Here is a 24,048-nt window from a genome sequence, read left to right as displayed (position 1 = left end):
TTTTGTTAGAAGCTGGCCGCCAATCAACCAAGTAGGTCGATATCTGATCGAGCATGTTAAGTGATCTCTCAATAAAATGCCCAGAAAGCCATGCTGTGATGGGTAAAATTGCGCACATTGTCATACTATCAACCTCTTTTATGCTTCCGGTAAATGCCGTTTTACCCGCTAGCAGCCTAACTGCGCCTAAAATTCAGTACATTTATTGTGAGAATTGTTCAGGAAATTGGATGGATGAGGTGAATGGAAATTGTTGTAGTGTTCTAATTTAGACTAAATACTCAATAACAAACAATAAGTAGGTAATAATGAAAAAATCCATTTTACTGCTCTCGCTGCTGCTTCCATTGGCTTCTCAAGCATCAGATAGCGCACCACTAACGCCAGAGGCAATTACTGCTGCCGAAGTCAGTAGTGTTCAGTCTTCAGAAACGTACACCTATGTCAGGTGCTGGTACCGCCCAGCCGCCACCCACGATGATTCGGCGACGGAATGGGAATGGGCATTGAATGAAGATGGCAGCTATTACAGTATTCCGGGCTATTGGTATTCTTCCGTATCATTCAAAAACATGTTTTATACCAGTGAGCCTCAGGAAAATATCAAAGAACGCTGTGATAAAACCTTGGATGTAACACACGAAACCGCAGATATAACTTACTTTGCGTCTGATAATCGTTTCTCATACAACCACTCAATCTGGACGAACGACAATGTATTTCAACCATCTGCGATCAATAAAATGGTCGTGTTTGGTGACAGCCTGTCGGATACCGGTAACATGTTTAACGGTTCTCAATGGGTTTTCCCGAACAGTAACTCTTGGTTCTTAGGCCACTTTTCTAACGGTTTTGTCTGGACGGAATACCTAGCTAAAAGTAAGAACATCCCGCTTTACAACTGGGCTGTGGGTGGAGCTGCGGGTACAAACCAGTATGTCGCACTGACAGGTGTCTACGATCAGGTAACCTCTTATCTGACCTATATGAAGATGGCCAAAAACTATCGCCCAGAAAATACCTTGTTTACGCTTGAATTCGGATTGAACGACTTCATGAATTATGATCGTGAAGTGCCGGAGGTAAAAGCCGACTACAGCGCCGCGATGATCCGGCTAACTGATGCGGGGGCGAAAAACATCTTATTGCTGACTCTACCTGATGCAACCAAAGCGCCTCAGTTCAAGTATTCTACACAAGAAGAAGTGTTGGTGGTCAGACAGAAGATTGAAGAGTTTAATCAATACATCCGCGAACAAGCCGAGTACTATCAAAGCAAAGGCATCAACGTGCAACTGTATGATGCGTATTCATTGTTCAAACAAATTACAAGCAATCCGCAGCAACACGGTTTTCAAAACGCGTCAGAGCCTTGCTTAGACATCAACCGTAGCTCAGCCTTGGATTATCTATATAGCCACAGCCTAACAAACGAATGTGCGTACTATGGCTCTGATTCACACGTATTTTGGGGCGTGACTCATCCGACTACCGCAACTCACAAATACATTGCAGATCGTATCCTTGAGTCCGCCTTCAACAAATTTGTGTTTTAAGTAAATTTGAGTCTACTAAGCTGACATAACATAGGCTAAGCACTCCATGCTTGGCCTATCTTTTCTGTACTTTTTCTATTATTCCTATTTATTTGTGCAGGAAGCTGGAATTGGAACAGAGAGCGAGGCTTATTGGGACAAGATGCTGCCCCAATAAGTGCTTTACCAAGAAGAGGTGTGCGGTGCTGAGAAGTTAGACTATCAGATCCTTCATTAAGCTTTCCAGTACATCGGCTTGCTGGTTGAGGCGCTGGATCTCACTGGCAGACTGGGTCACCATATCAGCAACTTTACGTGATTGCATGCGTACCTGCTCAACGTCTGAAGCAATATTGTCGGCAACCGCGCCTTGTTCTTCTGCCGCGGCGGCGATCTCGATACTGCGATCAGCAATATACTGGTTCTTTTCTGAAATCAGACCAATATCCTGGCTGACGGAGGTCATCATCTGTTCACTGGATTCAGCATTACTCACCGTCTGGTGCATCACTTTCATCAGACTCTGACTGTTGTTTTGCAGCGCTTCAATCATTTTCTGGATTTCAACCGTGGCATTCTGTGTACGGCCAGCCAGAGTGCGAACCTCATCGGCAACAACCGCAAAACCACGGCCTTGTTCGCCAGCGCGTGCCGCTTCGATTGCCGCGTTGAGTGCCAGTAGGTTGGTTTGTTCTGAAATAGCATTAATGGTGGTGACTACGTCATCAATCTGAGCAGCGTTGCTATCTAGTTCGGCCACGGCTTCCGCGGCTGAATTGATCTCAGTACCCAGTTGGTTAATGGCCGTGAGGGTTTGGGTGACTTGTGCCAGGCCCTGCGCCGTTACTTGTGTTGCTTCGCTGGTCTGGGTTGACGTGTCCTGTGCATGGCTGGCAACTTCACGAACAGAACCTGCCATCTGTTCTGTGGCACTGGCCAGAGAATCAATGCGTTCTTGCTGCTGGTTGGTTAAGCCTTCGTTTTCACTGCTGCGCTGGCGAAGCTCAGAGCTGATTTGCTGAATTAACGCGATAGCTTCCTGAGTCGCTTTGACTAACTGATGCTCACGTTCGGAAACGCGATCGACAGTTTGTGCGATCAGATTAAATTCATTACGGGCAGGGGCATAGTTGATGCGTGCTGCAAGATCACCATCAGCGAGACGCTTAACGGCCTCGTAAATGTTAAACAGAGCGCCGCCCATAAACGTCATGATGTAGTGCAAACACAGAATAATAAACAGACAGGCGGCAGCAATAATAGCGGTATGGGTAATCGTTAGTTCAGAAAGCAGGCTAGGTTGCGCTTTCGTTGTCAGGCTGTAGCCAGCGTTTGTAACCTGGGTGGTTTCAACCCCGTTGGTACCAATCTGAATATTACTGTTTGTCAGAATACGGCTGACATCGCCTTGGTTAAGATCGGATTGTGCAATCAGAGTGGCAACGGTGTCCATCTCTTGTTGTAGCAACCGACTTTGCTGGCTCTGTGAGGCATCCATCAATGTCATACTCACAACTATGATGGCCAAAAGCGGGGCAAAAAAGAGGATTAAAAAGTTTTCCTGCATTTTTACATCTACAAGATATTTATCGATCCAACGGAATGCAACTTCTTTCATTATTAGTATCCTGACAGTTGGTGTAAGTAGCGCGACCTATTAAGTTGTTCGTATTATGAATGCAAATGGAAATTAAATACGTTGATGCTAGTGACCTGGCTCACGTTAAGGTGAAAAATATTTTGAAGGTTGCGGTATGAAATGAGAGTAAATGCACTAAATGGCGGGCGTCGACTTTAAATCGGTCTGATAAAGACTGCCTGAGCGACAGTCTTCAGATTTAGAAGCAAAGTATGGCGATCATCATTTTAAGTACTGGACATGAGCCTCCATTTCTTCACCAATTTCTTTGCGCATATTCATTAATTTAATCGCGGAATTTCGCAATTTTTTATCTTCATCTGTTTGCGGAATCCATTCAGGAATTGGTGTCGGTTGCCCATCTTCATCAACGGCAACCATAATGACAATGCAATGTGTGGTTAAGCGTCTTTCCAGCTGTTTCGGATCGCTTGCCTGTACATCAATGGCAATGTGCATTGAAGATCTGCCGGTATAAATGACCTTGGCACTGACTTCAACCAGATTCCCCACATGGATTGGTGCGACAAAACGGATCCCCCCGGCATAGGCGGTAATGCAATACTTGGCACTCCAACCCGCCGAGCAGGCATAGGCCGCCAAATCGATCCATTTCATTACTGCGCCACCATGAACCTTGCCGCCAAAGTTAACATCACCGGGTTCGGCTAAAAATCTGAGTATGATGTCGCGCTGTCCACCTTCCATATAGCAACCTTACAAGTGTTAAGGAAATGATGTAATTCTGTGATTGATTATTTCATCATTGTAAGGTTATTGATAGTTCAATCGTGGTTAATACCAATCGGGATCATTATCCCGACTGGTATAACAGCAGCTTGTTCTTTTCTTCAGTTCCGTAACCGGTATTAGTTCGACGTGGACTAATACCGACTGAATATAGCGTGGTTACTTGTTATCACTATCGTCATCGGAAGGAGCACCTTTAGCGTGTTTCTCATTGCGCTCATCAAGTGTACTTTGATCCTCTTTTTGCTGTTCGATGATTGTCTCTGCTTCGTCTTTTTTTGACGAAAAAAAATCTTTTAATCCTTTCGTCCATTCAAACATGATGTTGACCCTCTATTGCTTCTGCAATGGCTATTTTGTAATGCGTAGCCATCTACAGTTTAGTATTTATTGCTGGCAAATGATGATCAATATAGCGCTATGGATGGGCTGCACCCCGTCTGTTTATGTTGAGTAACAGTGCGGGGTGCTTGTCTTACTTAAGTAAGCTTATGACCTTGTTATAGTCAGGTACGGAACCTGAGTGGCATAACTGACCATCAATCGCGACTGCAGGTGTACTCATTACGCCTGCTTTCATGATCAATTCCAGATTTGTTACTTTTTCAAGTTGGATCTCCACCCCCAGCGATGCTGCGGCCTGAGTGAAAAGATCAGCCGTTATTGAACAATTTTTACAACCAGAACCATAGACCAGTACGTGTTTCATCGTTGACTCCTTAAAATACAACGTAGTTGAACAGCCATCCCACCACCGTGAAGGCGAGGAAGAGATAACTGAAAATGATAAATAGAAGGCGGTAAGTCATAACCTGTTTCAGCATCATGAATTCCGGCAGGCTGGCTGCAACAGCACTCATGCAGAATGCCAGGGTGGTTCCGAGCGGCACGCCTTTGGTTAATAACGTTTCCATGATGGGAACAATCGCAGTGGCATTGGTGTACATAGGAATCGCGATCAGCGATGCCACAGGTACAGACCACCATTGACCCGCTCCCAAATTTTCGCTGATCCAAGCTTGCGGGATAAAGCCATGTATAAAGGCACCAATACCAACACCAATAATTACCCATTTCCATATTCTGGTAATAATCATCATGGTTTCTTGTTTCGCAAATTGATGGCGATCTTTCAGCGTTAGTGTTTTGTGTTCAGCGGATACTTGAGACACTGCCTCGGCTCCAGCGGAATATTGATTTGCAAGAAATGGCTGCAGCCAGCGTTCGGCTCTCAAGGCGTCGATGAGGATCCCACCTGCAATGCCAAGCAGCAGGCCAATAGTGATGTAAGCGAGCATGAACTTGAAACCAAGCAGGCTACCCAACAAGACAATAGCGACTTCATTGATGAGCGGAGAGGTCAGTAAGAAGGCCATTGTTACCCCTAATGGGATACGAGCAGACACAAATCCCATAAACAGCGGGATGGAACTGCACGAACAAAAAGGGGTGACGGAACCAAAAATTGCGCCAAGAATATAACCCAGAAAACGGTTCTTACCTTGCAGGTAATCACGAACACGTTCAACGTTGAGAGAAGCGCGAGCCAGGGCAATAAAATAGATCAGCCCGAACAATAACGCATAAATTTTAGAAGTGTCTTCAATGAAGAAATGAACGCCATCTGCCAGTCGGGAGCCAGGTTCAAGCTGTAAAACTGAGTAACTGAGCCAGGAGGCGAACTGCGTAAATATCGATAACATGGATCTTTTCTCGCTATGTATTATGGTAACTAACACGAAGCAAGGTCGAAAAGGATGCAATTATCTTCAGGTATTTTTCATAGTTTGTGGCGTGGAACATAACTACATACTTTTTGCTCCGCGAATTTTACCTGGCAGGCACAGGTCAGATGTTGTTTCAGTTTTTGTCGTGCTCGCTGAATACGAGATTTTGCACCTGCTGTAGAGATGTCTTTTAACTGAGCATAATCAGCCTGAGTCATTCCGTTTAAATCACAGCATTCAATCACATCTCTGTCTTCATCATCTAGCTCTGAGAGTACCCGAGGTAAACATGATAAAAGACCCATGATTGGGGCTTTTTCTTGTGCGGTAATACCTAAATCAGCGGTGAGTTTATCAACCGGGTGCTGAGTTCTTATATGGTCTATCAGTGTGTTGCGGACCATTTTAAATAACCAGGATCGAGCATTGTCTAAGGAGCAGAATCTTTCCTGATGCTTCATAGCTTTAAGGAAGGTTTCTTGCATCAGATCTTCTGCTTGCTCAACATCGTGGGTTTTGCATATCAGCCAGGCTTTAATGTCGCTTTCATTATGCTGCCAGGCTTGCATCAGACATTTCATCTGTGACCCCCATATAGATAACTGATTAAAATTATTTTCACTGTAAATAATACCGAACAGTAGTGCTTCACATAGAGTGTATTAATGTGATGGCTAAGAACATTTTTTCAAGGGCTTGTCATGTTTTCTTAAGCCACGGAAATTCAGACATAGCTAACCCGCGGGATAGTAACCAGACAGACACACGGCGTCGATTTGGCTTAATCAATAGTTGGTGGTGAGTAATTGTATAGGAAAACAGCAGTCTGATGGTAAAGCCCACTTTTGCTCAAAAAACTGGAAATAAACATACACAAATCACAGACACATGATACTATTCGTGTCGGCTGTAATTCAGACCTATTTATATGCAAAATTATGTTTTAGAAAACCTTCGCTGCACCGCTTTACCGAGTATGTTGTTATGAAGATTTCCACTCATAAGTTTCGTTCACGTAAATAATTCTTGTTCTGGCTAAAACCGCATTATTGCGAATTATTTTATTGAAAAATTTTGGAGACATCATGTCTAAGACAACTGGTATCGTTAAGTGGTTTAACGAAGAGAAAGGTTTCGGTTTCATCACTCAAGACAACGGCGGCGCAGACGTATTCGTACACTTCCGTGCAATCGCTTCTGAAGGCTTCAAAACTCTTGCTGAAGGTCAAAAGGTTTCTTTTGACGTAGAACAAGGCCAGAAAGGTCCTCAAGCTGCAAACGTAGTTGCTCTATAATTTAGAGTCTATGTAACCAGTATAAAAAATGTCGGCGCTGCCGGCATTTTTTTTTGCCTGCCATTTGAGTTTAAGACTAAATTGAAAGACCAACAGCCTCCATCAGAACGCTGTTGGAGGCTGGTCTGTGTTCGATGAGCACCAGCTCAACCCCGTGAGGGGGCAGTATGCTGCTAATTGCGAGTTCTTCACCGCGGTGCGACACCTGATTGACGGTAAGATGTGCGTAGCGGTTATTTTCAAGGTTGTTATCACCTTGAAGCGCACTGGAATGCACCTGAATCGGTAGCTGAGTACCAAGAGCTCCTTAAGTAATAGCTGGGCGCATGTAATATCATGCGTCTGTTATAAAATAACCCCCAGCCTTGCTGGGCGTTATCGTTTTTACGTTAGCACTCTATTTATTAACTGCTTTAATGGTGCTGATGATTTCTATCAATTTGAGTCATATCTTGCCCTCCAATACACTGTACTGTCTACCCACTTAATACCACTTTTCATAATAACTGGCCGAGCTGCGAGAATGAAAAGGCACTGGTACAAGGCGTTTGTTTGGGTAAATGCACTCTGGAGGCAAAGATGGCGGGATCAACGGACATTCTACTGCTTATTACTGAGCTGAGCTCCGGGCTGGAAGCATCGGGTTGCGGGCTGTTAACCGGGGCTTTGCGAGCCGGTGAGCACCTGGCGATATCGGGAGGTTCGGGCTGCGGAAAAAGCAGTTTGTTGCAGGTACTGGCCGGTTTACGCCCAGCGGTTCATGGCGTTTTTAGCTGGCAGGGCCGGGACGTTTCGGCGAATGATCTTGCCTGGTGGCGACAACAGTTCTGCTATCTGCCACAACAGCCTGTTATGGGGGCAGACACCATAGGTCAGGTCCTTCGATTACCGTGGACGCTGAAAGCGATGTCGGCGTCTCTGCACCCTGCATCTAGCCCGGCTCCTTCCTCTGAACCCGATGAGACATTATGCCGTGAAGCGCTGGATCGGGTCGGTTTGACCCAGCCACTTGAGTATGCGGTTGCCCAGCTATCTGGTGGTGAACAGCAACGGCTGGCGATAGCCCGGGCCCTGTTGATGCAGCGTCCGTTGTGGTTATTGGACGAACCTACCTCGGCACTGGACGCTGTCAGTCGAGACAAGATCATGACGCTGCTGGATACGGTGGCTCCGGCAAGGGTGTCGGTGTCTCATGATCCGGTCTGGCTAGCTGCCAGTGACTATCACCATCGCATGGAGCTGATCAATGAATAATGCTGTTGAGATCAGCAATCTGGCACTGGCTGGATTTTATCTGTTATTACTCATTCCCCTGTTTCTTTTTCATCGCTGGCAACTGGGCTTAAGCCGAACGCTGATTGAAGCCGTATTGCGTATGACTTTGCAGTTGGCGGTTGTGGGTATCTACCTGCAGACTCTGTTTGACTGGCAGAATCCGGGCTTGAATGTGTTATGGCTGACTGTGATGGTCTTGATTGCCGGATTCAGTATTTGCCGCAGGGCTGAGATGAATGTTCGCAAAGTGCTGCCTGCGGTGTTGTTGGGGCATGTTGTTGCGCTTGTTGTTGTTTTACCCGCAATGCTGGCAGGGGTAATTCAGGCAGAACCCTGGTGGCAGGCGCAGTATATGATCCCGGTCGCGGGTATGTTGTTGGGTAATTGCCTGACGGCGAACGTGCTGGCGCTCGAACGCTGGTACAGCAGCCTGCGTGATAAACAGAATGAATATCAGTTTTATCTGGCGTTAGGCGCGCCCAATCCAGGTCAGCCTTTTATTAAAACGGCGGTGAAAGCGGCATTGGCCCCTCAGTTGGCTACAATGGCGACCTTAGGTATTGTCAGCTTACCGGGTATGATGACAGGGCAGATCCTCGGCGGTACCGAGCCGATCTTGGCGGTGAAATACCAATTGGTGATCATGGTGGCTATTTTCATTGCGGGCATACTTTCTGTTACGACGTGTCTGGCGTTTGTCAGCCGCTTTGCGTTTAATCGCTACGGTCAGCTGACACTTTAAAATGATAGTCCCCATTTGGGGACAATGTCCTGTTTAATAAGCTCTGAATGCCGAGTTTATATTCAATGTGTTCTATATTTGATTCCCAGTTATCTAGTCCTCTTCCACATAAATATGTCATCCCGGAATCGAGAAACGAGATATCCGGGATCCAGCTCTAACCGCGTGCTCCTTAGATTCCGTATAAGTTCGTGCCTCACTTTACGGAACGACGAAGGTGGTGACTGAATTCGTCAAAACTTCTGTGATGAAGTACTAGAGGGTATAGTTAAATTGCCAAGTTGATTATTGAGTTGATTATTGAGTTGATTCATGGTCAACGGTCGAAGACGCAGGGTAAAAGGCCGGGCTGGCCATCAGTTTGGCAACCAGTTCATTTTGACGGGTCGTGCCGGTTTTTTTCATCACGCGCTTAATATACGTCCGTACCGTCTCATATGATAAGAAGTGTAAATCGGCGATTTCTGCCGGGGAGCGGCCGCAGACCAGTTCGCAACATACTTTTCCTTCATTTTGGGATAGATCGAATAAATCACGGAGGATCTGTAAATCCAGAGTAGGTTGTTGATCGCTGTTATAAATAAAAATGGCGAGGCCTTTATCTGCTCCGTTGGTATCTTGGACTAATGGAGTCAGGGTTAAAGCTAATGCCGGATAGCTGTCTGAAATCAGGTGAAGAGTTTGCACACTGCTCTCGTCTAAGCAGCGTTGAATCGCTTGCTGTACTTTGCCGTTTTTACTTGCGGCGGTCCATTGAAGACGTCGGTTGACGATTTTCAGCGGTGAAGATTTAGTCAGAAAGTTATCAGCCTTTTGATTGCAGTGACACACGTTGCCAACATTATCTAGCAGTATTACAGGCAGTTGGATTTGATCGAAAAGGAGCTGGGTTAACAAACGTTGTTTGTCTTGGGCAATTTTAATATGGAACAGCTGCGTTGCATGCTGCATATGGGGGATTAATTTTTCGAGCAAAACCTTTTCGTCCGGGGTAAATGCGCCTTGCTCTTTGCTGCGGTGGAAATACATCTGACTAACCCACTCCTTGTCGGTGGCCAGTACTGCGCCGATCACATAACGAATGTTTAACACACCGTTTAAGCCCTGAAAAAAGTCAGGGTGGGTTATTTTAACTGCTTCAGCTTTTGCGTCATCTGCTGTGATCAATGTTCCGGGTGAAGAGGTTGTCAGTTCTTGGATAAGAGGATCTTGCTTTTCAAAGTTCTCAAAAAACAGTGAAACATCCGCAATATTAAGGCCATCCATCCAAATAACCTTCACCTCATCGGTGTTGTTATTGACCATAATAATGGCACCGGAAAGCAAATTACACTTTTGTATTAGTTTACTCAGAAAAGGTTTGAAACCTTGCGGATCAACCAGAGAGCTGTAGAGTGATTTAACTAGATCGCTATAGTTTAAATTCTTCATACACATCCCTGTTTTCTTTTTGATATGGATTTTATTTTAATATGTATATTTAGATTACAAATCTATCAGGTTTATGTGTAGCAGCATCGTAGGTAGCGCACAACTTCTATATATTAGACTGTTCGGCATAGATGCAAGTGCAGATATTAATTTGCAATATAACAATATAAATAGAGCGGTTGCTCTGGGCGGTTAAAAAATGACAGAGGTTAATGCTGCAGCAAAAAAATAATTTGGAATTTTAATTTTTTTCAAATGTTTAGTTTAATTGTTTTCAGCGTGGTTGAAACATAACCGATCCTAGGTTAATCATTAAAACGTTCGTCTGTCTGGCGAGTGAGTTCTTGCAGGGATTGCGAAATATTCAGCTCCAAGCAAGCCTGTTGTGACAGATTAGCCAATGCCGGAGTCAGCATTAATAACTGTTGTTTAACCCGCTTACGTAATGTATCGAATGACTCTTGCGCGCCCAGCCGTTTACCCTCTAGCATTACCGGCTGCAGTAATGGTTGTCCGTTTTCAGGCTTTTCTGTTTCCAGGCAAAGCTGATCGAAGGCGAGTTGTCCATCATCCTTCACATGGCGATAAACTTGCTTGCAGCCAGGCCAGGTCGCTTTACCGTGGGAGCGTTTGCGACGCGGTATTCCCGCGTATTCCTGTAGCTTATAAGCACAATTGAGAAAAGGAGCATCTTCTGAGGTCGTCAGGCTGGTTCCAATACCGTAACCATCAATAGGTGCTTGTTGTTGCCCTAAGTGTTCGAGCAAATATTCATCGACACTGCTACTGGCAAAGATACCAATTTCAGAGTGGCCTGAACGATCGAGACGATCTCTTACCTTGATGGCCTCATGTCCCAGCTCACCGCTATCGATCCGCACGGCCTTGACAGATTTACCTTCGGCTTTTAACTGCTCTGCCAATTTAATAACCCGTTCAGCACCACGGCAAGTATCGTAGGTATCGATCAGCAATACGAGGTTATCCGGTTGGCTGTCTGCAAAATGACGGAACGCGTCAGTTTCCGAGTCATGGGCCTGAATATAAGCATGTGCCATCGTGCCAAAAATCGGAATACCGTATTGCTGACCCGCAAGGACATTTGACGTACCATCAAAACCCGCAATATAGCTGGCACGGGATGCCTGCATCCCTGCTTCCGCGCCGTGGGCGCGACGCAGGCCAAAATCGACCAACAGCTTATCGGCAGCAGCAAGCCGGCAACGTGCGGCTTTGGTCGCGACCAGCGTCGGTAATTGCAGCAAATTAATCAATCGTGTCTCGATCAACTGCGCTTCCGGCAGAGAGGCAGTTATGCGCACAACCGGCTCATTGGCAAAAAAGAGAGTCCCTTCCGGCATCGCATCGACTTGCCCGGAAAACCGGAACTTACTGAGGTAATCAATCAGATTACTGCGGAAAAAACCGCTGTTGGCCAGATACTCCAGTTCTTCATCGCTGAACCGAGCCTGGGTAAGAAAATTAAGTAACGGCTCCAATCCTGCAGCCACCATAAAGTTACGTCGTGATGGCAGTTTTCGCACAAAAAATTCGAACACCGCCTTATCATTCATACCATGATCAAGGTAGCTCTGCACCATAGTAAGCTGGTAAAGGTCTGTTAGCTGCGGGCTATCATAGAATGCCATTCTCCAGTACCTCCCCCCGAATACTGGTGGCTCCGGCCTTTTTCATCCGGGCAATCGCATTATCACCATCACCGGGGTTCAGGTTTACAGCTCGTGTAGCATCTTCCAGCAGAACCACATCAAAGCCTTCCCTGATCCCGTCAAGTACCGTATTTAAAACACAGTAATCGGTTGCCAATCCACCAATAAACAAGCGTTCACAACCTTTGGTACGCAGCTGCTTACTGAGATCTGTGCACCTAAAGCCCGAGTAGCTATTTAATGTTGGCGTGTCGTCCTTGGAAATAATCTCGACATCTTCAGGCAGCCGGAGATCCCCGGCAAACTCAGCCCCGTGAGTATGCTGCACACAATGAGTCGGCCAGATACCGCCATTATTTTTAAAGGAGCAGTGATTCAAAGGATGCCAGTCACGGGTAGCAATAACGGGTAATTGCCGTTTCTGAAAGACTTTGATGTAGCCGTTAAGCACAGGAACCACCTGATCTCCGTCTGGTACAGCCAGACTTCCACCAGGGAGAAAGTCATTTTGCACATCTACCAGAATCAATGCGTCCCGCGATGTCAGTTTAAGTGAGCGGTGGCTATTCATCGTGTACTTCCCATGTATTATTTTTGAGCTTTTACCTAAGGTTAGTTCATTTTTAAGTACCCATTCTTTTAACTCGAACCTGATTTATGTTGACTAAAAAATGTTCACTTTTTAACCCTGAGTTTTACCATTTATCTTACTGGCATATGCAAAAATGCAACATACTTCAAGCATTTCAGAAGTGCGTTAATCTGTTGTGCAAATAAGCTCATAAACTGTATATGCTATTTTGGTATATGTGTGCAAATGCTTAGTCGTGGAGGTATAAGATGTCTGGTGTATTAGCGATGATACTGGCTGGGGGAGAGGGCTCAAGATTACGGCCATTAACAGAGGGCCGCAGTAAGCCCGCAGTACCATTTGGTGGGAGCTACCGGCTTATCGATTTTGCATTAAATAACTTTGTTAATGCAGATTTTTTACAAATCTATGTGCTAACTCAATTTAAGTCACAGTCCCTCTATAAGCACATGAAAAAAGGTTGGAGCCTGTCTGGTATCACAGACCGGTTTATTGATCCGATCCCGGCGCAGATGCGTAGGAATAAGCGCTGGTATTCCGGTACTGCAGATGCGATTTATCAGAATATTGCCTTTATAGAAATTGCAGCCCCTGATCAAGTTTGTATTTTTGGCAGTGATCACATCTATAAAATGGATGTAAAACAGATGCTGGATTACCACAAGGCCCAAAAGGCTGAGTTAACTGTATCTGCAATCAAAATGCCTTTAAGTGAAGCGAGCTCATTTGGGGTGATCGAGGTTGATAAAGAGGGACGAATGATCGGTTTTGAAGAAAAGCCGGCCAACCCTAAATCTATTCCCAACGATCCTGACCATGCGCTGGTTTCCATGGGGAACTATATTTTTGAAACTGAGACCTTGTTACATGAACTCGAAGAAGACGGCAATGACGACAATTCAAGCCATGACTTCGGGAAGGATATTATCCCTAAGCTTTATCCGAAAGGCCGGGTGTTTGTTTATGATTTCAGTACCAACGTCATTGAAGGAGAAACCGATCAGGTTTACTGGCGGGATGTCGGTACTATAGATGCGTACTGGCAGGCGCATATGGATTTGCTTTCTGAAGCGCCGCCGTTTTCTTTGTATAACCGCAACTGGCCGCTGCATTCCTATTATCCGCCGCTGCCCCCTGCGACCTTCCTTGATTGTGACTGCTGTAAAGTAGATGTGAATAACAGCCTAATTTCTAATGGTAGCTATATTCGGGGGGCGAAGGTCCACAACTCCGTACTCGGTTTTAGCTGTAACATCGGACACTGCAGCACAGTCAGCGAATCAGTTATCCTGGGAGATGTGAAGATCGGTGAAAACTGTTCAATTCGTCGTGCAATTCTTGATAAAGACGTTCAGATTGCATCGGGTACCGTGATTGGTGAAAACCTCGAAGAAGACAGAAAGAAATATCACGTTTCAGATGAAGGTATTGTCGTCATTCCCAAAGGTGCAAAAATTGGTTTCTAAGAAAGCCGTCTGCAATCAAGCCGCTTAAGCCTCTAACTTACATCAATGCGTCGGCACCTTAGCCGGCGCATTAATTTTTCGCCACGCCGCATGACTAAACGAAAGCGTAAATAAGAAATGCGCCAAATGCCCCGGCTATCACACCGCCAATACGACCAATCGGCTTGGCTAAAGATAAAGCCCACGACATTAACCGCTTGAAATTACGACGCCCTATAACAGCGAAGATAATAGCGGCAACTATAGAGATCCAACCAATAACCTCAATGACCAACGGAAATCTCGATACGTTGGATTGATATATCAGAAAAACACCAAGAACAAGTCTGACGGCAACAGCCAGAATATGCAGTATCGGCTTGTCTAGGTGATTGCGCAGAAAGCTGAATATAATTTCCGGTTTGATGATAATGACTATTCCTGCGAAAAGAGTCAGAATACCAAACAGTATGATCAATATGGTCATAATCGATTTCCTATATCAATATAACGCTGTAATCAAACCTGTGTTGCAGACATTGCCTTGTTAAGTATCGGATTGGTTTTTACCCTTTTGTAAAGCCCGTGCCTTTACTCCCCAGGTATAGACATAATGTCCGCCACTGACGACAACCATTATAATCACTAACCATAACCCGATTTGGAAACTACTCACTGGAAAGACCGGATACACCTGATGGGTTAACAGCATCAGGGCATAGAGAATCTGCACTGCGGTGCTGGCCTTGCCCCAAATACTCGGTGCCACGTCATAACGCCCGAACCGCCAGTGATAGGCGAGGGCACCAGTAATAATTACCACATCCCGCATCACGATAATTACGGCTACCCACCAGGGCAACAAACCCACCACGACAAAAGCGATATAAGCACTAATCAGCATTGCTTTATCGGAGAGCGGGTCAACGATAGCCCCGTAACGACTCTCGGCATTCATCTTACGCGCAAACCAGCCGTCGACACCGTCACTGAGCCCGGCAACGAAGGCAATCCACAAGACTGCCGGGTAGTTTTCGTCCAGGATCAGCAAGCAGATAGGCAGCGCCAGAATAAGGCGTAATGTCGTTATGATATTCGGGATCAGTTTGATTACACCACTAGTCATTAGACGTTAATCATCCGCTATTAAGCTGTATTCGCTGAGGTCTGTCTTATTCCAGTGTAAACCCGCATCAGGATTTCGACTTTGTTTTCCCTCTCAATAAAACCATCCCGATATTTATGGCTCCCGCAGTCCCGCTGATTTAATTGGGGTTTGATCAAAATCAATTCCTAAGTGTAATGGCGCATTTCTACCATTTTTCGGCTTACTACCACCTTTAGACCACTCGTGTGATGGTTATCATGACGGCAGAATTGGTTGTGATGTATTGATAAAGAAGTGGCAGATTTATGATTAGTAACAAGTGGCTAAATTTGCTGGGTTTTCTTCAGCAGCAAACCCATACATTCGCCCCCGATGCGCAACTAACTGATTTGCTCAATAGCAAATTTACCTTCTTAAAAAATCAGTTCAGTAACGTTAATCACGGTAACGATCCCCGTTATATCGATTGGATTGAGCACGAAACGTTTACAGCGGTACTCAGCGATGTCATGCGTGAACAATCTTTCACCGAAACAGAGTTGTGCTGTGCGTTTGATCTGTTGATATCGGCCAAACTTTTCCAGTTGGCACTGAGTGCGGTGATGAATCACCAGCAGGTGTTAGAAAAAGATAGCTTTGAGATCAAGCGCGGAATTGCAATGCAGCAACTTGGTGAGAACCAGCAAGCGGAACAGGCCTTTACTGCCGCGATCGCCATTAACCCGGATAATCATATGGCGCTGTTTCATCTGGGGTATATCCAGATTTGCAGCGGCAACATGGAAAAAGCAATCGGATATTTTAAAGAATGCACCGAGAAGGCACCTGACTTTGTCGGTGGCTATCAGAACCTAGCCGGTTGTTACTACCAGGATGAAGCGTTTGAGCACGCCGCGGAGTGTTGCGAGCAAGCGCATCGAATCGATCAGACGGTTATCTCCAGCTATATCACCGCAGTAAGTAGTTACCTTGCGTTAGGCCAGTTGGAAAAAGCCGGTGACTGGTTGCAACGTGCCCGCGAACATCAGATCGAGAACATTGAGCTATGTCGCCTGGGCGGTATCTGGGCCCACCAGAGCGGTAAACACCAACAGGCTATCTCTGAGTTGACGCGCTACCTTGAGGCTAAACCGGAAGAATTGGATGTGCTGGCGATCCGTGCTCAGGCACTGGCGGCAGACAATCAATGGCAACCCCTGCTCGCGGATCTCAATGTGCTGTTAGAGCTGGATCCGTTTGATGGCTGGAATCTTGAGCAGATGTTTCTCGCCTCTTATCACACTCAGCAATGGGAACAGGCCGAGCGGGTGATGGCAGAGCTATCCAAGATATCAGCCCATTACAAGGTCAGTCATCGTCGCCTAATTGAGGACATTCGCAAACAGCAGGCCATTCTGATGACGGCTGCAGGTTAACAATAGATTCTAATATATTCAGAGGTAAGTAATGGTAGGTAAAAAACACGCAGATGAAGCGGCTGCTAACCCTTCACGGCGTAATTTCCTCAAAATGGGGGGAGCTGCAGCGGCAACGGCGACTGTCGGCGCTGCCGCTGGCGCGGGTTTTGTGCTCGGTCGTGATCCGGATGCCAATGTCGGTTGGGGCAGAACTGAAGCCGGTAAGGACATGTACTTTAACCGCGAACCATTTCGGGTCGATGTGCCACCGACACTGAACGTGGTCGGTACTGTTGAACGTCCGGAATGGAGCGATCTTCTGTTCAACCGGGTACGCAGTATGGGCCGCTCGATCAAGAAAGATGGCTGGGTACCGACAGCAGACTGGGGTGATATCCCGGACCCTAGGGTACGCGCCTATTACGCCAAATACCCTGAACGCTGGAAAGAGATGTTATTGTCGTTCAGTGCGAAAGTGCAGCACGATGCGAACTATGAAAAGTACCGTGACCGGTTTGCGTTGTCATGGGCTTATGCTGGTGCATTCAACAAAGGCCTGCATTCAGATTTTCCACCTGAGCCTACAGAGCATCCTGATCAGGATGATTTTAAGTGGGTGCAGCGCGACCCTATGGAGTTCCAATCGCCGGCGCATGCTTCAAAGCTGATCAAGCAGATGGCGTTCAAATTTGGCATGAGCCTTGTCGGTATCACTAAGCTCGATCCCACTTTTGTCATTAAAAATATGATGCGTGGTGTACCGGAGTGGGGCGATGAAATTCCGAAGCACTGGAAGAACATCATTGTGTTTGGGGTGCCGATGAACTGGGATCCTATGTATGCTGCCGTTGGCTACTCCACCTCTTATGATGCCTATTACCGCGTCAAACAGGCTAGTGGCCTGATGGCAGCTTTCCTGGGTGAGCTGGGTTATTCTGCCCGTCCTCAGTTCCCGGGTGCCAGCTATGAAGTTATTATGCCGCCGATAGCTATTCAGGCAGGCCTTGGTGAGGCAGCCCGTAATGGAGTGCTGATGACGCCGGAAGTCGGACCGAATATCCGTTTGGCTGCAGTGATCACCAACCTGGATCTGGAGCTGGATAAGCCGGTTGATCTGCATATGAAGCACTTCTGTGAAAGTTGCAAAATCTGTGCAGAGGCTTGTCCGAGTGGTTCGATCAGCAAAGCCGACAAACCGGATGCTGTGGTACGCGGATTCAAGAAATATGAATTTAATCAGGATGGCTGCTGGCGATTCTGGAACCAGGGACCGACGCCTTCTGGCCTTGGTTGTCGCGTATGTATTGCTGTTTGCCCGTATACACGTAAGAACAACTGGATCCACGCATTGGTTAAAGAGACCGATCCACGCGATCCGACCGGGTTAACTCGTACCGCACTGTTGGGAATGCAGCACAATTTCTTCTATTACCCAGAAGCCGAGTCATTCCATCCGGAATGGACCGGAGGAAACTTCGCAAGTTATCACCAGCCACCAGAATGGATGCGCAGTGAAGACTATCTGAAAGTAGAGAAAACCTGGGAATATGACGGCAACTGGGAGGGTATTTAATGTTTCCGCAATCAACTGTATTAGATCCGTTATTCTGGATGTTATTAGGCGCGATCCAGGTTTTGGTATTTGCTGGTGCAAACCAGTGGGCGAAAGAGTATCAACTGGGCATGAACTGGTGGAAGTGGACGCTAGTGGGGGGCTGGTGGTTTAGCATGCTCTTGACCATTGCCGGGGCATTCACCTTATTAGGCGAAAACGAAGGGTATGCCGGCTGGTACTTCCTTGGCTTCGTCGGCACGCTGCTGGTGATCGGTGGCGCGGGAATACTGAAAGTACTCCTAATGCTAAAACCTAAGTCACAGCAGTTGGCATAGTCACACAAGACAAGCTAATACCAAATCCATTAATAATCTGAATGATTAGATAATTAAAGGAATTGGTATAACTGACATTAAAGCCTTGAAGGACCTAGGTTCTTCGAGGCTTTGTGAGGTCATATGAAAAAAAAACAACGCAAGCAGTCAAATAAGCTGGTCGATAAACTCGCCAGCGTGGCGTCAGTCCTGTTGCTGATCCTGGCCTGGTATCTGGGCGGATTACGTATTGCTGACAACCAAAACGACTTTCTTAATAACCTGCTGGTCGACGGTGACACGTTGCAGGCCGTCAGTTCCACCCTGTATCAGGGCACTGCTTCGCCGGAGTCGGATCCGGTTGAGTGGATCGGCATCGGTACCGGCATAGGCTATGGCGGTGAGATGGAGGTGGCGCTGACGACATCACCGCAAGGTGAGATCAAGCGCATCGCAGTCCTGTCTTCGAAAGACACTTCTTCCTACCTGGAAAAGGTGGTACAGGGTAAGGTCATCGATAACATGGTGGGGCAGAATATTAAAACCACCGTCGATGTTGATGGCATTAGCGGGGCGACCTTATCTTCAAACGCGCTGGTACAAGCTGTTAATGCTGCCGCCGATCCTGTCCGTAACCAGCAGTTTGGCTTTACCTTAAGCGATCAAACCAGTGAACTACCACATTTTCGCTGGCTGGATCTCATTGCGGTGCTGATGTTTGCTGCTGCAGTGTGGGTGAGTAGAACCCGCCACCCGAAAAAAATTGCGTTTAACTGGGCTATCTTGCTGACGTCTATGGGTTTGTTTGGATTCTATTCTGCCACCTTATTTTCTTCTTCAACGATGGGAATTCTGGTTTCAGGCTCCTGGATGTCTGGGCTTGCTAACTATACGGCATTGATTTTACTTATATTAAGTGCTGGCTATATTCTGGTGTTTAATAAAAATGTTTATTGCCAAAGTCTGTGCCCGTTTGGCGCAACCCAAGAGTGCCTGGGGAAAATCGGCAATGCCAAAGCGGTGACATTCAAGCATGGCTTTTTTGTTTGGTTCCCGAGAGTTATCTTGCTTGCGACATTGTGTTTTGGAGTCTACTTCCGCAACCCGGCGTCGTTCTCTTATGAACCCTTCGGCATTATGTTTGGCATGATTGGTCCCCTGTATCTGTTTGTGTTGACAGTGCTGGTGCTGATCACATCTTTAATGGTGCGACGACCGTGGTGTCGATCCTTGTGTCCGATGAATGCGATGACCGACTTTTTGAAATTCAATAAAAACTGGGCTAAGCAGTCGTTGAGACGTCGTCCAAAGTCCCAGGCTAATCAGCGAACGGTTAAAGCTGCGGGAATGGCAACGAAATCTGGCGCAGTGATATGGCGTGAAGAGGCGGCTGACCGGAGTAACGTATCATGAGAAAAAAGATAATGGCGGTGTTTTATACCCTGGCATCTGTGCTGACTCTGACGCATATTGGAACACGGCTTGTCACTATGAATAATGCACAGCTGAGTGACCAACCGCTGTACGTGATCTCTCAGGAGTCGGATACGGCGACAGGAGAGCAGGAGAACCAGCAAGCGGTGGATTATCTCATGTGGGCACAGAAGTATAATAAACAAGTAGAATAAATAATTAGTGGAATTGGTATAACTAGCATCAGGCTAGCCCGGGCACCGCAGGCCATGGTTTTGTTAGGGACTGTTAGCGGTGCCCCTCGATCGTATTGCAATTATCGTTGCTGTTACTTTCAAGCAGAATAACTAACAATCGCGTGATGTAGACTACCGCAAATGATGAAGGGATCCACCCAGGGGAGTGCTAATGGATCAACAAGATATTCACGGCGTGGAACTAGAACAAATGAGAACGGAGTTGGAATTCACCATATCCACCATCGCGCAATTGTTTGATGAGTTTGAACCAAGTGTATTCGCGAAGCCACACCGTGTCAGTTTTAATGCGATTATTTATATCGCCAAAGGGCAGGGCGAGCATCATATCGATCATAAATTGTACCGATACAAACCCGGCACCATCATGTTTCTTTCCCAGTATCAAGTTCATCACTTTGATTATAATCCCGATATTGAGGGGTATGTGGCTTCGTTTAAAGATGAGATGTTGTATTACGGCAATGATGATCCTTACGAAAGCAAAATAAAAACGGCCCTCGAAAATGTTAACTGTATTTATGATTCAGATGAAAAGTATAGCTTTTATTTCGAACAATTGTCGCAAGAGTACCTGAACCAGCAAGATAACCTTAGCGGAGAAATTATCCGCAGCACGATGCGGACAGTGATGCTAAAAACGCTGGTTCGGCATTATCAGTCGTGTTTAACGCATCAGAACAGGTCGCCTGATGCGCTTGATTTTATGCGGTTAAGAGAACTCATTGAGTCCCATTATAACGATACCCGCACTGTGGCGGATTATGCCCGGATGATGGGGAAAACAACCAAAAAAATCAATCAGATAGTTAAGGATAATACCGGCAGGACGGGAAAGGAGCTGATCGATGACCGGGTGATGCTCGAAGCAAAACGGCTGCTAGCTTATAGCCAGTATTCGATTACAAATATTGCGGTGATTTTAGGATTCAACGAAGCAACCAATATGACCAAGTTCTTTCGCCGCCATACCGAACTGACACCAAAAGAATTTCGCGAGCTGTGCCGTCATAATGTGGCTAAAAGCTATTAATCTACTCTCCATATTTATCTGCTAACCAGAACGGCAAACCGCTACTATTAAAGCAGAACGGGTATTGCTTTTCGTACCGCTCCTCGCTGATGCTGAACCAAAGCTATTACATGAATCCGAGATCAGCGCTGTTGATTTCTGATTTATTTGGATAAAACCAGATTTTATTGCTTTTCAAACCAACCGTAGACCCACGACGACATAATTACAAGCTCTCAAACGGAAGCTAAATCACTAAAATATAATAATTTAGTGACTAAACTAGGATGATACCAATCGGGATGGTTGTCTCGATTATTATGATCTAACTGTCATATTAAGAGGGACATGTATGCCAATTAAACCTCTGAGCAGTGACAAGCTGTATCGTGTGTCTGAATTGAATGATCTTAGTCCGGATGTGTGTAAATCGACTAAGCACCTGATTCCGTTGGATGAAATTGTGGGACAGGAGCGAGCGCAGCAAGCTGTTGAGTTTGCAATGTCCATTAAAGAGAAAGGCTATAACATTTATGCCATAGGTCGTAATGGTCTGGGTAAGCGTACGATGATGCTGCGTTACCTGCATCGCCATGAACTCAATGGCAATAGCCGTACGATCTATGATTGGTGTTATGTGGTTAACTTTGAGGAAACCCGCAGCCCGAAAGTGCTCAAGTTACCTGCAGGAATCGGTAACCAATTCAAAAAAGACGTTGAAAAGCTGATGATGCGTTTGGTGAAAGCCTTGCCGCTGGCTTTTGACAACGAGATGTACTATTCCCGCTCGGAAACGTTAAAAACCCAATTAGCGGAGAAGCAGGAGACCGCATTGGTTAACCTGACCAAGGAAGCCAAAGAGAAAAATATCAGCCTGGCGCTAACCACTCAGGGTGATTACCAGCTTGTCGCTTTAAATGGTGAAGAGCCGCATACTGAAGAAACGTTTGATGCCTTGTCGGAAAAAGAGCAACGCCAGTTTGAAGCGGTCATCGCAAAACTGGAAGTGAAGCTGCGCGGTATAATACGCCAGCTGACTGAATGGGAAGAGGAGTTTTCCGATAAGCTCGAAAAGCTGAATGAAGAAGTGGCACTGGAAGTCTTGAGCCATTTTATTAAAACGCTGCAAGAGCAGTACCACTCCCTGCCTGAGGTGAAAGCGCATTTATCGGCGATGCAGAAAGATATTTTGGAAAACCTCGATATTTTCCTGGAGGAAAGCGAAGAGCAGGTCGCTCTGGCTTATGCGGCGCTTGATAAGAAGATGCCCCGTCGCTATCAGGTGAATGTGTTAGTGAGCCAGGATGAGCATAAGTTTCCGATAGTGGTGGAAGAGAGCCCGAACTACCATGCCATTTTTGGTTATGTCGAAAATGCGACCTACAAAGGCACCGTGTTCACTGACTTTTCATTGATTCGCTCGGGGAGTTTGCATCGTGCAAACGGTGGCGTACTGATGATGGATGCGGTGAAAGTACTGGAGCGGCCCTATGTGTGGGATGGCCTGAAGCGTGCGCTGCGTTCACGCAAGTTGAACTTAAGTTCGCTGGAGCGGGAAGTCACCCTGTCCGGAACGATTTCATTAGATCCGGAGCCGATCCCATTGGATGCCAAAATCATCTTGTTTGGCGATTATCAGACTTATCAGTTACTCCAGCATTATGATCCTGAATTTAGTGAGCTGTTCCGGGTGACCGCCGACTTCGAAGATGAAATGCCCCGTACCGATAAATCGGAAGAGCATTATGCACGATTCATCTCCAGCATTATCCATGATAACGATATGCTTCATTGCGATCGCCGGGCAATCGCTCGGATCATTGAATATAGCTCACGTCAGGTTGAAGATCAGAACAAACTGTCGCTGCACTCTGCAGACATTGCTAATTTACTGCGCGAGACAAACTATTGCGCCCGATCGATGAATGCCACGGTGATCCGCAGTAGCCATGTCGAGCAGGCATTAATGAACCAGGAAAAGCGCGTCAGCCGATTAAAAGATCAGGTGATGCAGAGTTTTATGAACGGTACGACCCTGATCGATACCCAAGGTGATGCCGTCGGTCAGATCAATGCACTGTCGGTGATTGCAACCTCAGACTATCAATTTGGCGCACCAAATCGCATTACTGCCACGACGGCGTTTGGTGAAGGTGATGTGTTTGATATTGAGAGGAAAGTAAAGCTTGGTGGCAGTATCCACTCGAAAGGGGTCATGATCTTATCGGCCTATCTGGCATCGATTTTTGGTAAAACCGCCAAAATACCGCTGTCCACGCATCTTACATTCGAGCAATCGTACGGTGGCGTGGATGGTGACAGTGCATCAATGGCAGAATTATGCGCCATTGTATCAGCCTTTTCTCAGCAACCGTTGCGTCAGGATATTGCCATTACGGGATCGATGAACCAATTCGGTGATGCCCAGCCTATCGGTGGGGTGAACGAGAAAATTGAGGGCTTCTTTGATGTTTGTACGATTAAAGGACGTCTGTCAACGCAAGGGGTGATTATTCCTGAGTCTAACGTTCACAATCTGATGTTGCGTAAAGATGTGATTGAAGCCGTTGAGAAAGGTGAATTTCATATCTGGGCTATTGGTCATGTGACGGAAGCCATTGAGATCTTTACCTCAAAATTGGCAGGGACATGGAATGAAGAAGGCGGATATGCCAGTGATTCTATCTTTGGCATCGCTCAGGCAAAATTGAATGCCTTAAGAAAATAACGCGATAGTGTGGATCAGGCTGCCTAACAGGCAGCCTTTTTTTGTTTGCCCAGCAAAGCTGGCAAACCCGTTCACTTGAAAGATAGTGGAGTCACCCCGGCTAAGGGGAAGACAATCCGAATGGCAAGGGCGTCACTGGCTAACGGTGGGGTCTGAAGGAAGC

23 protein-coding genes are annotated in these 24,048 nt (G+C 46.4%); 12 read left to right on the top strand and 11 right to left on the bottom strand.

All coding sequences use genetic code 11. From position 1 onward, the window contains the following. Positions 1-308: 308 nt before the first annotated feature. Positions 309-1,556, top strand: coding sequence for an SGNH/GDSL hydrolase family protein (locus C9I89_RS13390; protein WP_107283844.1), 1,248 nt, complete (start codon positions 309-311; stop codon positions 1,554-1,556). Between the two features lie 193 nt (positions 1,557-1,749). Here the strand turns inward: C9I89_RS13390 and C9I89_RS13385 are convergent, their stop codons facing one another. The 6 genes from C9I89_RS13385 to C9I89_RS13365 all read right to left on the bottom strand — a co-directional run bounded on the left by C9I89_RS13385 (position 1,750) and on the right by C9I89_RS13365 (position 6,232). After that, positions 1,750-3,153, bottom strand: coding sequence for a methyl-accepting chemotaxis protein (locus C9I89_RS13385; RefSeq protein ID WP_107283843.1), 1,404 nt, complete (start codon positions 3,151-3,153; stop codon positions 1,750-1,752). Positions 3,154-3,396: 243 nt separating this feature from the next. Then, the gene (locus tag C9I89_RS13380) at positions 3,397-3,882 is read right to left on the bottom strand and encodes an acyl-CoA thioesterase (protein WP_107283842.1); all 486 of its coding nucleotides are present in this window, start codon (positions 3,880-3,882) and stop codon (positions 3,397-3,399) included. Positions 3,883-4,083: 201 nt separating this feature from the next. Beyond that, positions 4,084-4,245, bottom strand: a complete 162-nt coding sequence (locus C9I89_RS22535) for a hypothetical protein (protein WP_170107698.1) — start codon at positions 4,243-4,245, stop codon at positions 4,084-4,086. Positions 4,246-4,399: 154 nt separating this feature from the next. Next, positions 4,400-4,633 carry a thioredoxin family protein gene (locus C9I89_RS13375; protein WP_107283841.1) on the bottom strand — a complete coding sequence of 78 codons (234 nt, stop codon included), beginning with the start codon at positions 4,631-4,633 and terminating at the stop codon, positions 4,400-4,402. Positions 4,634-4,643: 10 nt separating this feature from the next. Next, a complete protein-coding gene (locus tag C9I89_RS13370; RefSeq protein ID WP_107283840.1) occupies positions 4,644-5,627 on the bottom strand; it encodes a permease in 984 nt (327 codons plus the stop codon). Between the two features lie 77 nt (positions 5,628-5,704). Further along, the gene (locus C9I89_RS13365; protein WP_107283839.1) at positions 5,705-6,232 is read right to left on the bottom strand and encodes a sigma-70 family RNA polymerase sigma factor; all 528 of its coding nucleotides are present in this window, start codon (positions 6,230-6,232) and stop codon (positions 5,705-5,707) included. 504 nt (positions 6,233-6,736) lie between these two features. Between C9I89_RS13365 and cspE the strand changes: the two genes are divergently transcribed. The 3 genes from cspE (at position 6,737) to C9I89_RS13345 (ending at position 8,963) form a co-directional block, all read left to right on the top strand. Beyond that, positions 6,737-6,946 carry a transcription antiterminator/RNA stability regulator CspE gene (cspE, locus tag C9I89_RS13360; RefSeq protein WP_107283838.1) on the top strand — a complete coding sequence of 70 codons (210 nt, stop codon included), beginning with the start codon at positions 6,737-6,739 and terminating at the stop codon, positions 6,944-6,946. A 579-nt stretch (positions 6,947-7,525) separates the two neighbouring features. Next, on the top strand, positions 7,526-8,200 hold the full coding sequence (locus C9I89_RS13350) for an ATP-binding cassette domain-containing protein (protein ID WP_107283836.1): 675 nt from the start codon (positions 7,526-7,528) through the stop codon (positions 8,198-8,200). Further along, complete coding sequence (locus C9I89_RS13345; RefSeq protein ID WP_107283835.1) at positions 8,193-8,963, top strand: ABC transporter permease; 771 nt, start codon at positions 8,193-8,195, stop codon at positions 8,961-8,963. The genes C9I89_RS13350 and C9I89_RS13345 overlap by 8 nt, the downstream gene beginning before the upstream one ends. A 297-nt stretch (positions 8,964-9,260) precedes the next feature. Here the strand turns inward: C9I89_RS13345 and C9I89_RS13340 are convergent, their stop codons facing one another. From C9I89_RS13340 to C9I89_RS13330, 3 genes are all read right to left on the bottom strand, one after another. Further along, on the bottom strand, positions 9,261-10,394 hold the full coding sequence (locus tag C9I89_RS13340; RefSeq protein ID WP_107283834.1) for a helix-turn-helix transcriptional regulator: 1,134 nt from the start codon (positions 10,392-10,394) through the stop codon (positions 9,261-9,263). 305 nt (positions 10,395-10,699) lie between these two features. Further along, positions 10,700-12,043, bottom strand: coding sequence for a nicotinate phosphoribosyltransferase (locus C9I89_RS13335; RefSeq protein ID WP_107283833.1), 1,344 nt, complete (start codon positions 12,041-12,043; stop codon positions 10,700-10,702). Then, complete coding sequence (locus C9I89_RS13330) at positions 12,030-12,635, bottom strand: nicotinamidase (protein WP_107283832.1); 606 nt, start codon at positions 12,633-12,635, stop codon at positions 12,030-12,032. The genes C9I89_RS13335 and C9I89_RS13330 overlap by 14 nt, the downstream gene beginning before the upstream one ends. A gap of 269 nt (positions 12,636-12,904) precedes the next feature. Between C9I89_RS13330 and glgC the strand changes: the two genes are divergently transcribed. Next, positions 12,905-14,122 carry a glucose-1-phosphate adenylyltransferase gene (gene glgC / locus C9I89_RS13325; protein WP_107283831.1) on the top strand — a complete coding sequence of 406 codons (1,218 nt, stop codon included), beginning with the start codon at positions 12,905-12,907 and terminating at the stop codon, positions 14,120-14,122. Positions 14,123-14,216: 94 nt separating this feature from the next. Here the strand turns inward: glgC and C9I89_RS13320 are convergent, their stop codons facing one another. Together C9I89_RS13320 and C9I89_RS13315 are read right to left on the bottom strand one after the other, a co-directional pair. Further along, entirely contained in the window at positions 14,217-14,588 is a 372-nt protein-coding gene (locus tag C9I89_RS13320) for a hypothetical protein (protein WP_107283830.1), read from the bottom strand. A gap of 60 nt (positions 14,589-14,648) precedes the next feature. Continuing rightward, positions 14,649-15,227, bottom strand: a complete 579-nt coding sequence (locus tag C9I89_RS13315; RefSeq protein ID WP_107283829.1) for a CDP-alcohol phosphatidyltransferase family protein — start codon at positions 15,225-15,227, stop codon at positions 14,649-14,651. A 287-nt stretch (positions 15,228-15,514) separates the two neighbouring features. Between C9I89_RS13315 and C9I89_RS13310 the strand changes: the two genes are divergently transcribed. The 7 genes from C9I89_RS13310 to C9I89_RS13280 all read left to right on the top strand — a co-directional run bounded on the left by C9I89_RS13310 (position 15,515) and on the right by C9I89_RS13280 (position 23,885). Beyond that, entirely contained in the window at positions 15,515-16,624 is a 1,110-nt protein-coding gene (locus C9I89_RS13310; protein WP_107283828.1) for a tetratricopeptide repeat protein, read from the top strand. A gap of 31 nt (positions 16,625-16,655) precedes the next feature. Beyond that, positions 16,656-18,179 (top strand): 4Fe-4S dicluster domain-containing protein, encoded by a 1,524-nt coding sequence (locus tag C9I89_RS13305; protein WP_107283827.1) that lies wholly within the window; start codon positions 16,656-16,658, stop codon positions 18,177-18,179. Further along, on the top strand, positions 18,179-18,496 hold the full coding sequence (locus tag C9I89_RS13300; RefSeq protein ID WP_107283826.1) for a hypothetical protein: 318 nt from the start codon (positions 18,179-18,181) through the stop codon (positions 18,494-18,496). Before C9I89_RS13305 ends, C9I89_RS13300 begins: the two co-directional genes overlap by 1 nt. Before the next feature lie 123 nt (positions 18,497-18,619). Next, positions 18,620-19,888, top strand: coding sequence for a 4Fe-4S binding protein (locus C9I89_RS13295; RefSeq protein ID WP_107283825.1), 1,269 nt, complete (start codon positions 18,620-18,622; stop codon positions 19,886-19,888). Beyond that, positions 19,885-20,103, top strand: coding sequence for a hypothetical protein (locus C9I89_RS13290; RefSeq protein ID WP_107283824.1), 219 nt, complete (start codon positions 19,885-19,887; stop codon positions 20,101-20,103). The genes C9I89_RS13295 and C9I89_RS13290 overlap by 4 nt, the downstream gene beginning before the upstream one ends. 193 nt (positions 20,104-20,296) lie before the next feature. After that, on the top strand, positions 20,297-21,178 hold the full coding sequence (locus tag C9I89_RS13285) for a helix-turn-helix domain-containing protein (RefSeq protein ID WP_107283823.1): 882 nt from the start codon (positions 20,297-20,299) through the stop codon (positions 21,176-21,178). A 331-nt stretch (positions 21,179-21,509) separates the two neighbouring features. Next, positions 21,510-23,885 (top strand): Lon protease family protein, encoded by a 2,376-nt coding sequence (locus C9I89_RS13280; RefSeq protein WP_107283822.1) that lies wholly within the window; start codon positions 21,510-21,512, stop codon positions 23,883-23,885. The last annotated feature ends 163 nt before the right edge of the window (positions 23,886-24,048 follow it).

The organism is Photobacterium lipolyticum (genome assembly GCF_003026475.1).
In the GTDB taxonomy this organism is placed as follows: Bacteria; Pseudomonadota; Gammaproteobacteria; order Enterobacterales; family Vibrionaceae; genus Photobacterium; species Photobacterium lipolyticum.
The sequence above is the reverse complement of the archived record's forward strand: the minus strand, read 5'-3'. Positions and strand labels throughout refer to the sequence as shown.

Excerpts from the sequence above, each read along its gene's own strand:
- C9I89_RS13390 (WP_107283844.1), top strand. The coding sequence starts at position 309 with ATGAAAAAATCCATTTTACTGCTCTCGCTGCTGCTTCCATTGGCTTCT.
- C9I89_RS13385 (WP_107283843.1), bottom strand. The coding sequence starts at position 3,153 with ATGAAAGAAGTTGCATTCCGTTGGATCGATAAATATCTTGTAGATGTA.
- C9I89_RS13380 (WP_107283842.1), bottom strand. The coding sequence starts at position 3,882 with ATGGAAGGTGGACAGCGCGACATCATACTCAGATTTTTAGCCGAACCC.
- C9I89_RS22535 (WP_170107698.1), bottom strand. The coding sequence starts at position 4,245 with ATGTTTGAATGGACGAAAGGATTAAAAGATTTTTTTTCGTCAAAAAAA.
- C9I89_RS13375 (WP_107283841.1), bottom strand. The coding sequence starts at position 4,633 with ATGAAACACGTACTGGTCTATGGTTCTGGTTGTAAAAATTGTTCAATA.
- C9I89_RS13370 (WP_107283840.1), bottom strand. The coding sequence starts at position 5,627 with ATGTTATCGATATTTACGCAGTTCGCCTCCTGGCTCAGTTACTCAGTT.
- C9I89_RS13365 (WP_107283839.1), bottom strand. The coding sequence starts at position 6,232 with ATGAAATGTCTGATGCAAGCCTGGCAGCATAATGAAAGCGACATTAAA.
- cspE (WP_107283838.1), top strand. The coding sequence starts at position 6,737 with ATGTCTAAGACAACTGGTATCGTTAAGTGGTTTAACGAAGAGAAAGGT.
- C9I89_RS13350 (WP_107283836.1), top strand. The coding sequence starts at position 7,526 with ATGGCGGGATCAACGGACATTCTACTGCTTATTACTGAGCTGAGCTCC.
- C9I89_RS13345 (WP_107283835.1), top strand. The coding sequence starts at position 8,193 with ATGAATAATGCTGTTGAGATCAGCAATCTGGCACTGGCTGGATTTTAT.
- C9I89_RS13340 (WP_107283834.1), bottom strand. The coding sequence starts at position 10,394 with ATGAAGAATTTAAACTATAGCGATCTAGTTAAATCACTCTACAGCTCT.
- C9I89_RS13335 (WP_107283833.1), bottom strand. The coding sequence starts at position 12,043 with ATGGCATTCTATGATAGCCCGCAGCTAACAGACCTTTACCAGCTTACT.
- C9I89_RS13330 (WP_107283832.1), bottom strand. The coding sequence starts at position 12,635 with ATGAATAGCCACCGCTCACTTAAACTGACATCGCGGGACGCATTGATT.
- glgC (WP_107283831.1), top strand. The coding sequence starts at position 12,905 with ATGTCTGGTGTATTAGCGATGATACTGGCTGGGGGAGAGGGCTCAAGA.
- C9I89_RS13320 (WP_107283830.1), bottom strand. The coding sequence starts at position 14,588 with ATGACCATATTGATCATACTGTTTGGTATTCTGACTCTTTTCGCAGGA.
- C9I89_RS13315 (WP_107283829.1), bottom strand. The coding sequence starts at position 15,227 with ATGACTAGTGGTGTAATCAAACTGATCCCGAATATCATAACGACATTA.
- C9I89_RS13310 (WP_107283828.1), top strand. The coding sequence starts at position 15,515 with ATGATTAGTAACAAGTGGCTAAATTTGCTGGGTTTTCTTCAGCAGCAA.
- C9I89_RS13305 (WP_107283827.1), top strand. The coding sequence starts at position 16,656 with ATGGTAGGTAAAAAACACGCAGATGAAGCGGCTGCTAACCCTTCACGG.
- C9I89_RS13300 (WP_107283826.1), top strand. The coding sequence starts at position 18,179 with ATGTTTCCGCAATCAACTGTATTAGATCCGTTATTCTGGATGTTATTA.
- C9I89_RS13295 (WP_107283825.1), top strand. The coding sequence starts at position 18,620 with ATGAAAAAAAAACAACGCAAGCAGTCAAATAAGCTGGTCGATAAACTC.
- C9I89_RS13290 (WP_107283824.1), top strand. The coding sequence starts at position 19,885 with ATGAGAAAAAAGATAATGGCGGTGTTTTATACCCTGGCATCTGTGCTG.
- C9I89_RS13285 (WP_107283823.1), top strand. The coding sequence starts at position 20,297 with ATGGATCAACAAGATATTCACGGCGTGGAACTAGAACAAATGAGAACG.
- C9I89_RS13280 (WP_107283822.1), top strand. The coding sequence starts at position 21,510 with ATGCCAATTAAACCTCTGAGCAGTGACAAGCTGTATCGTGTGTCTGAA.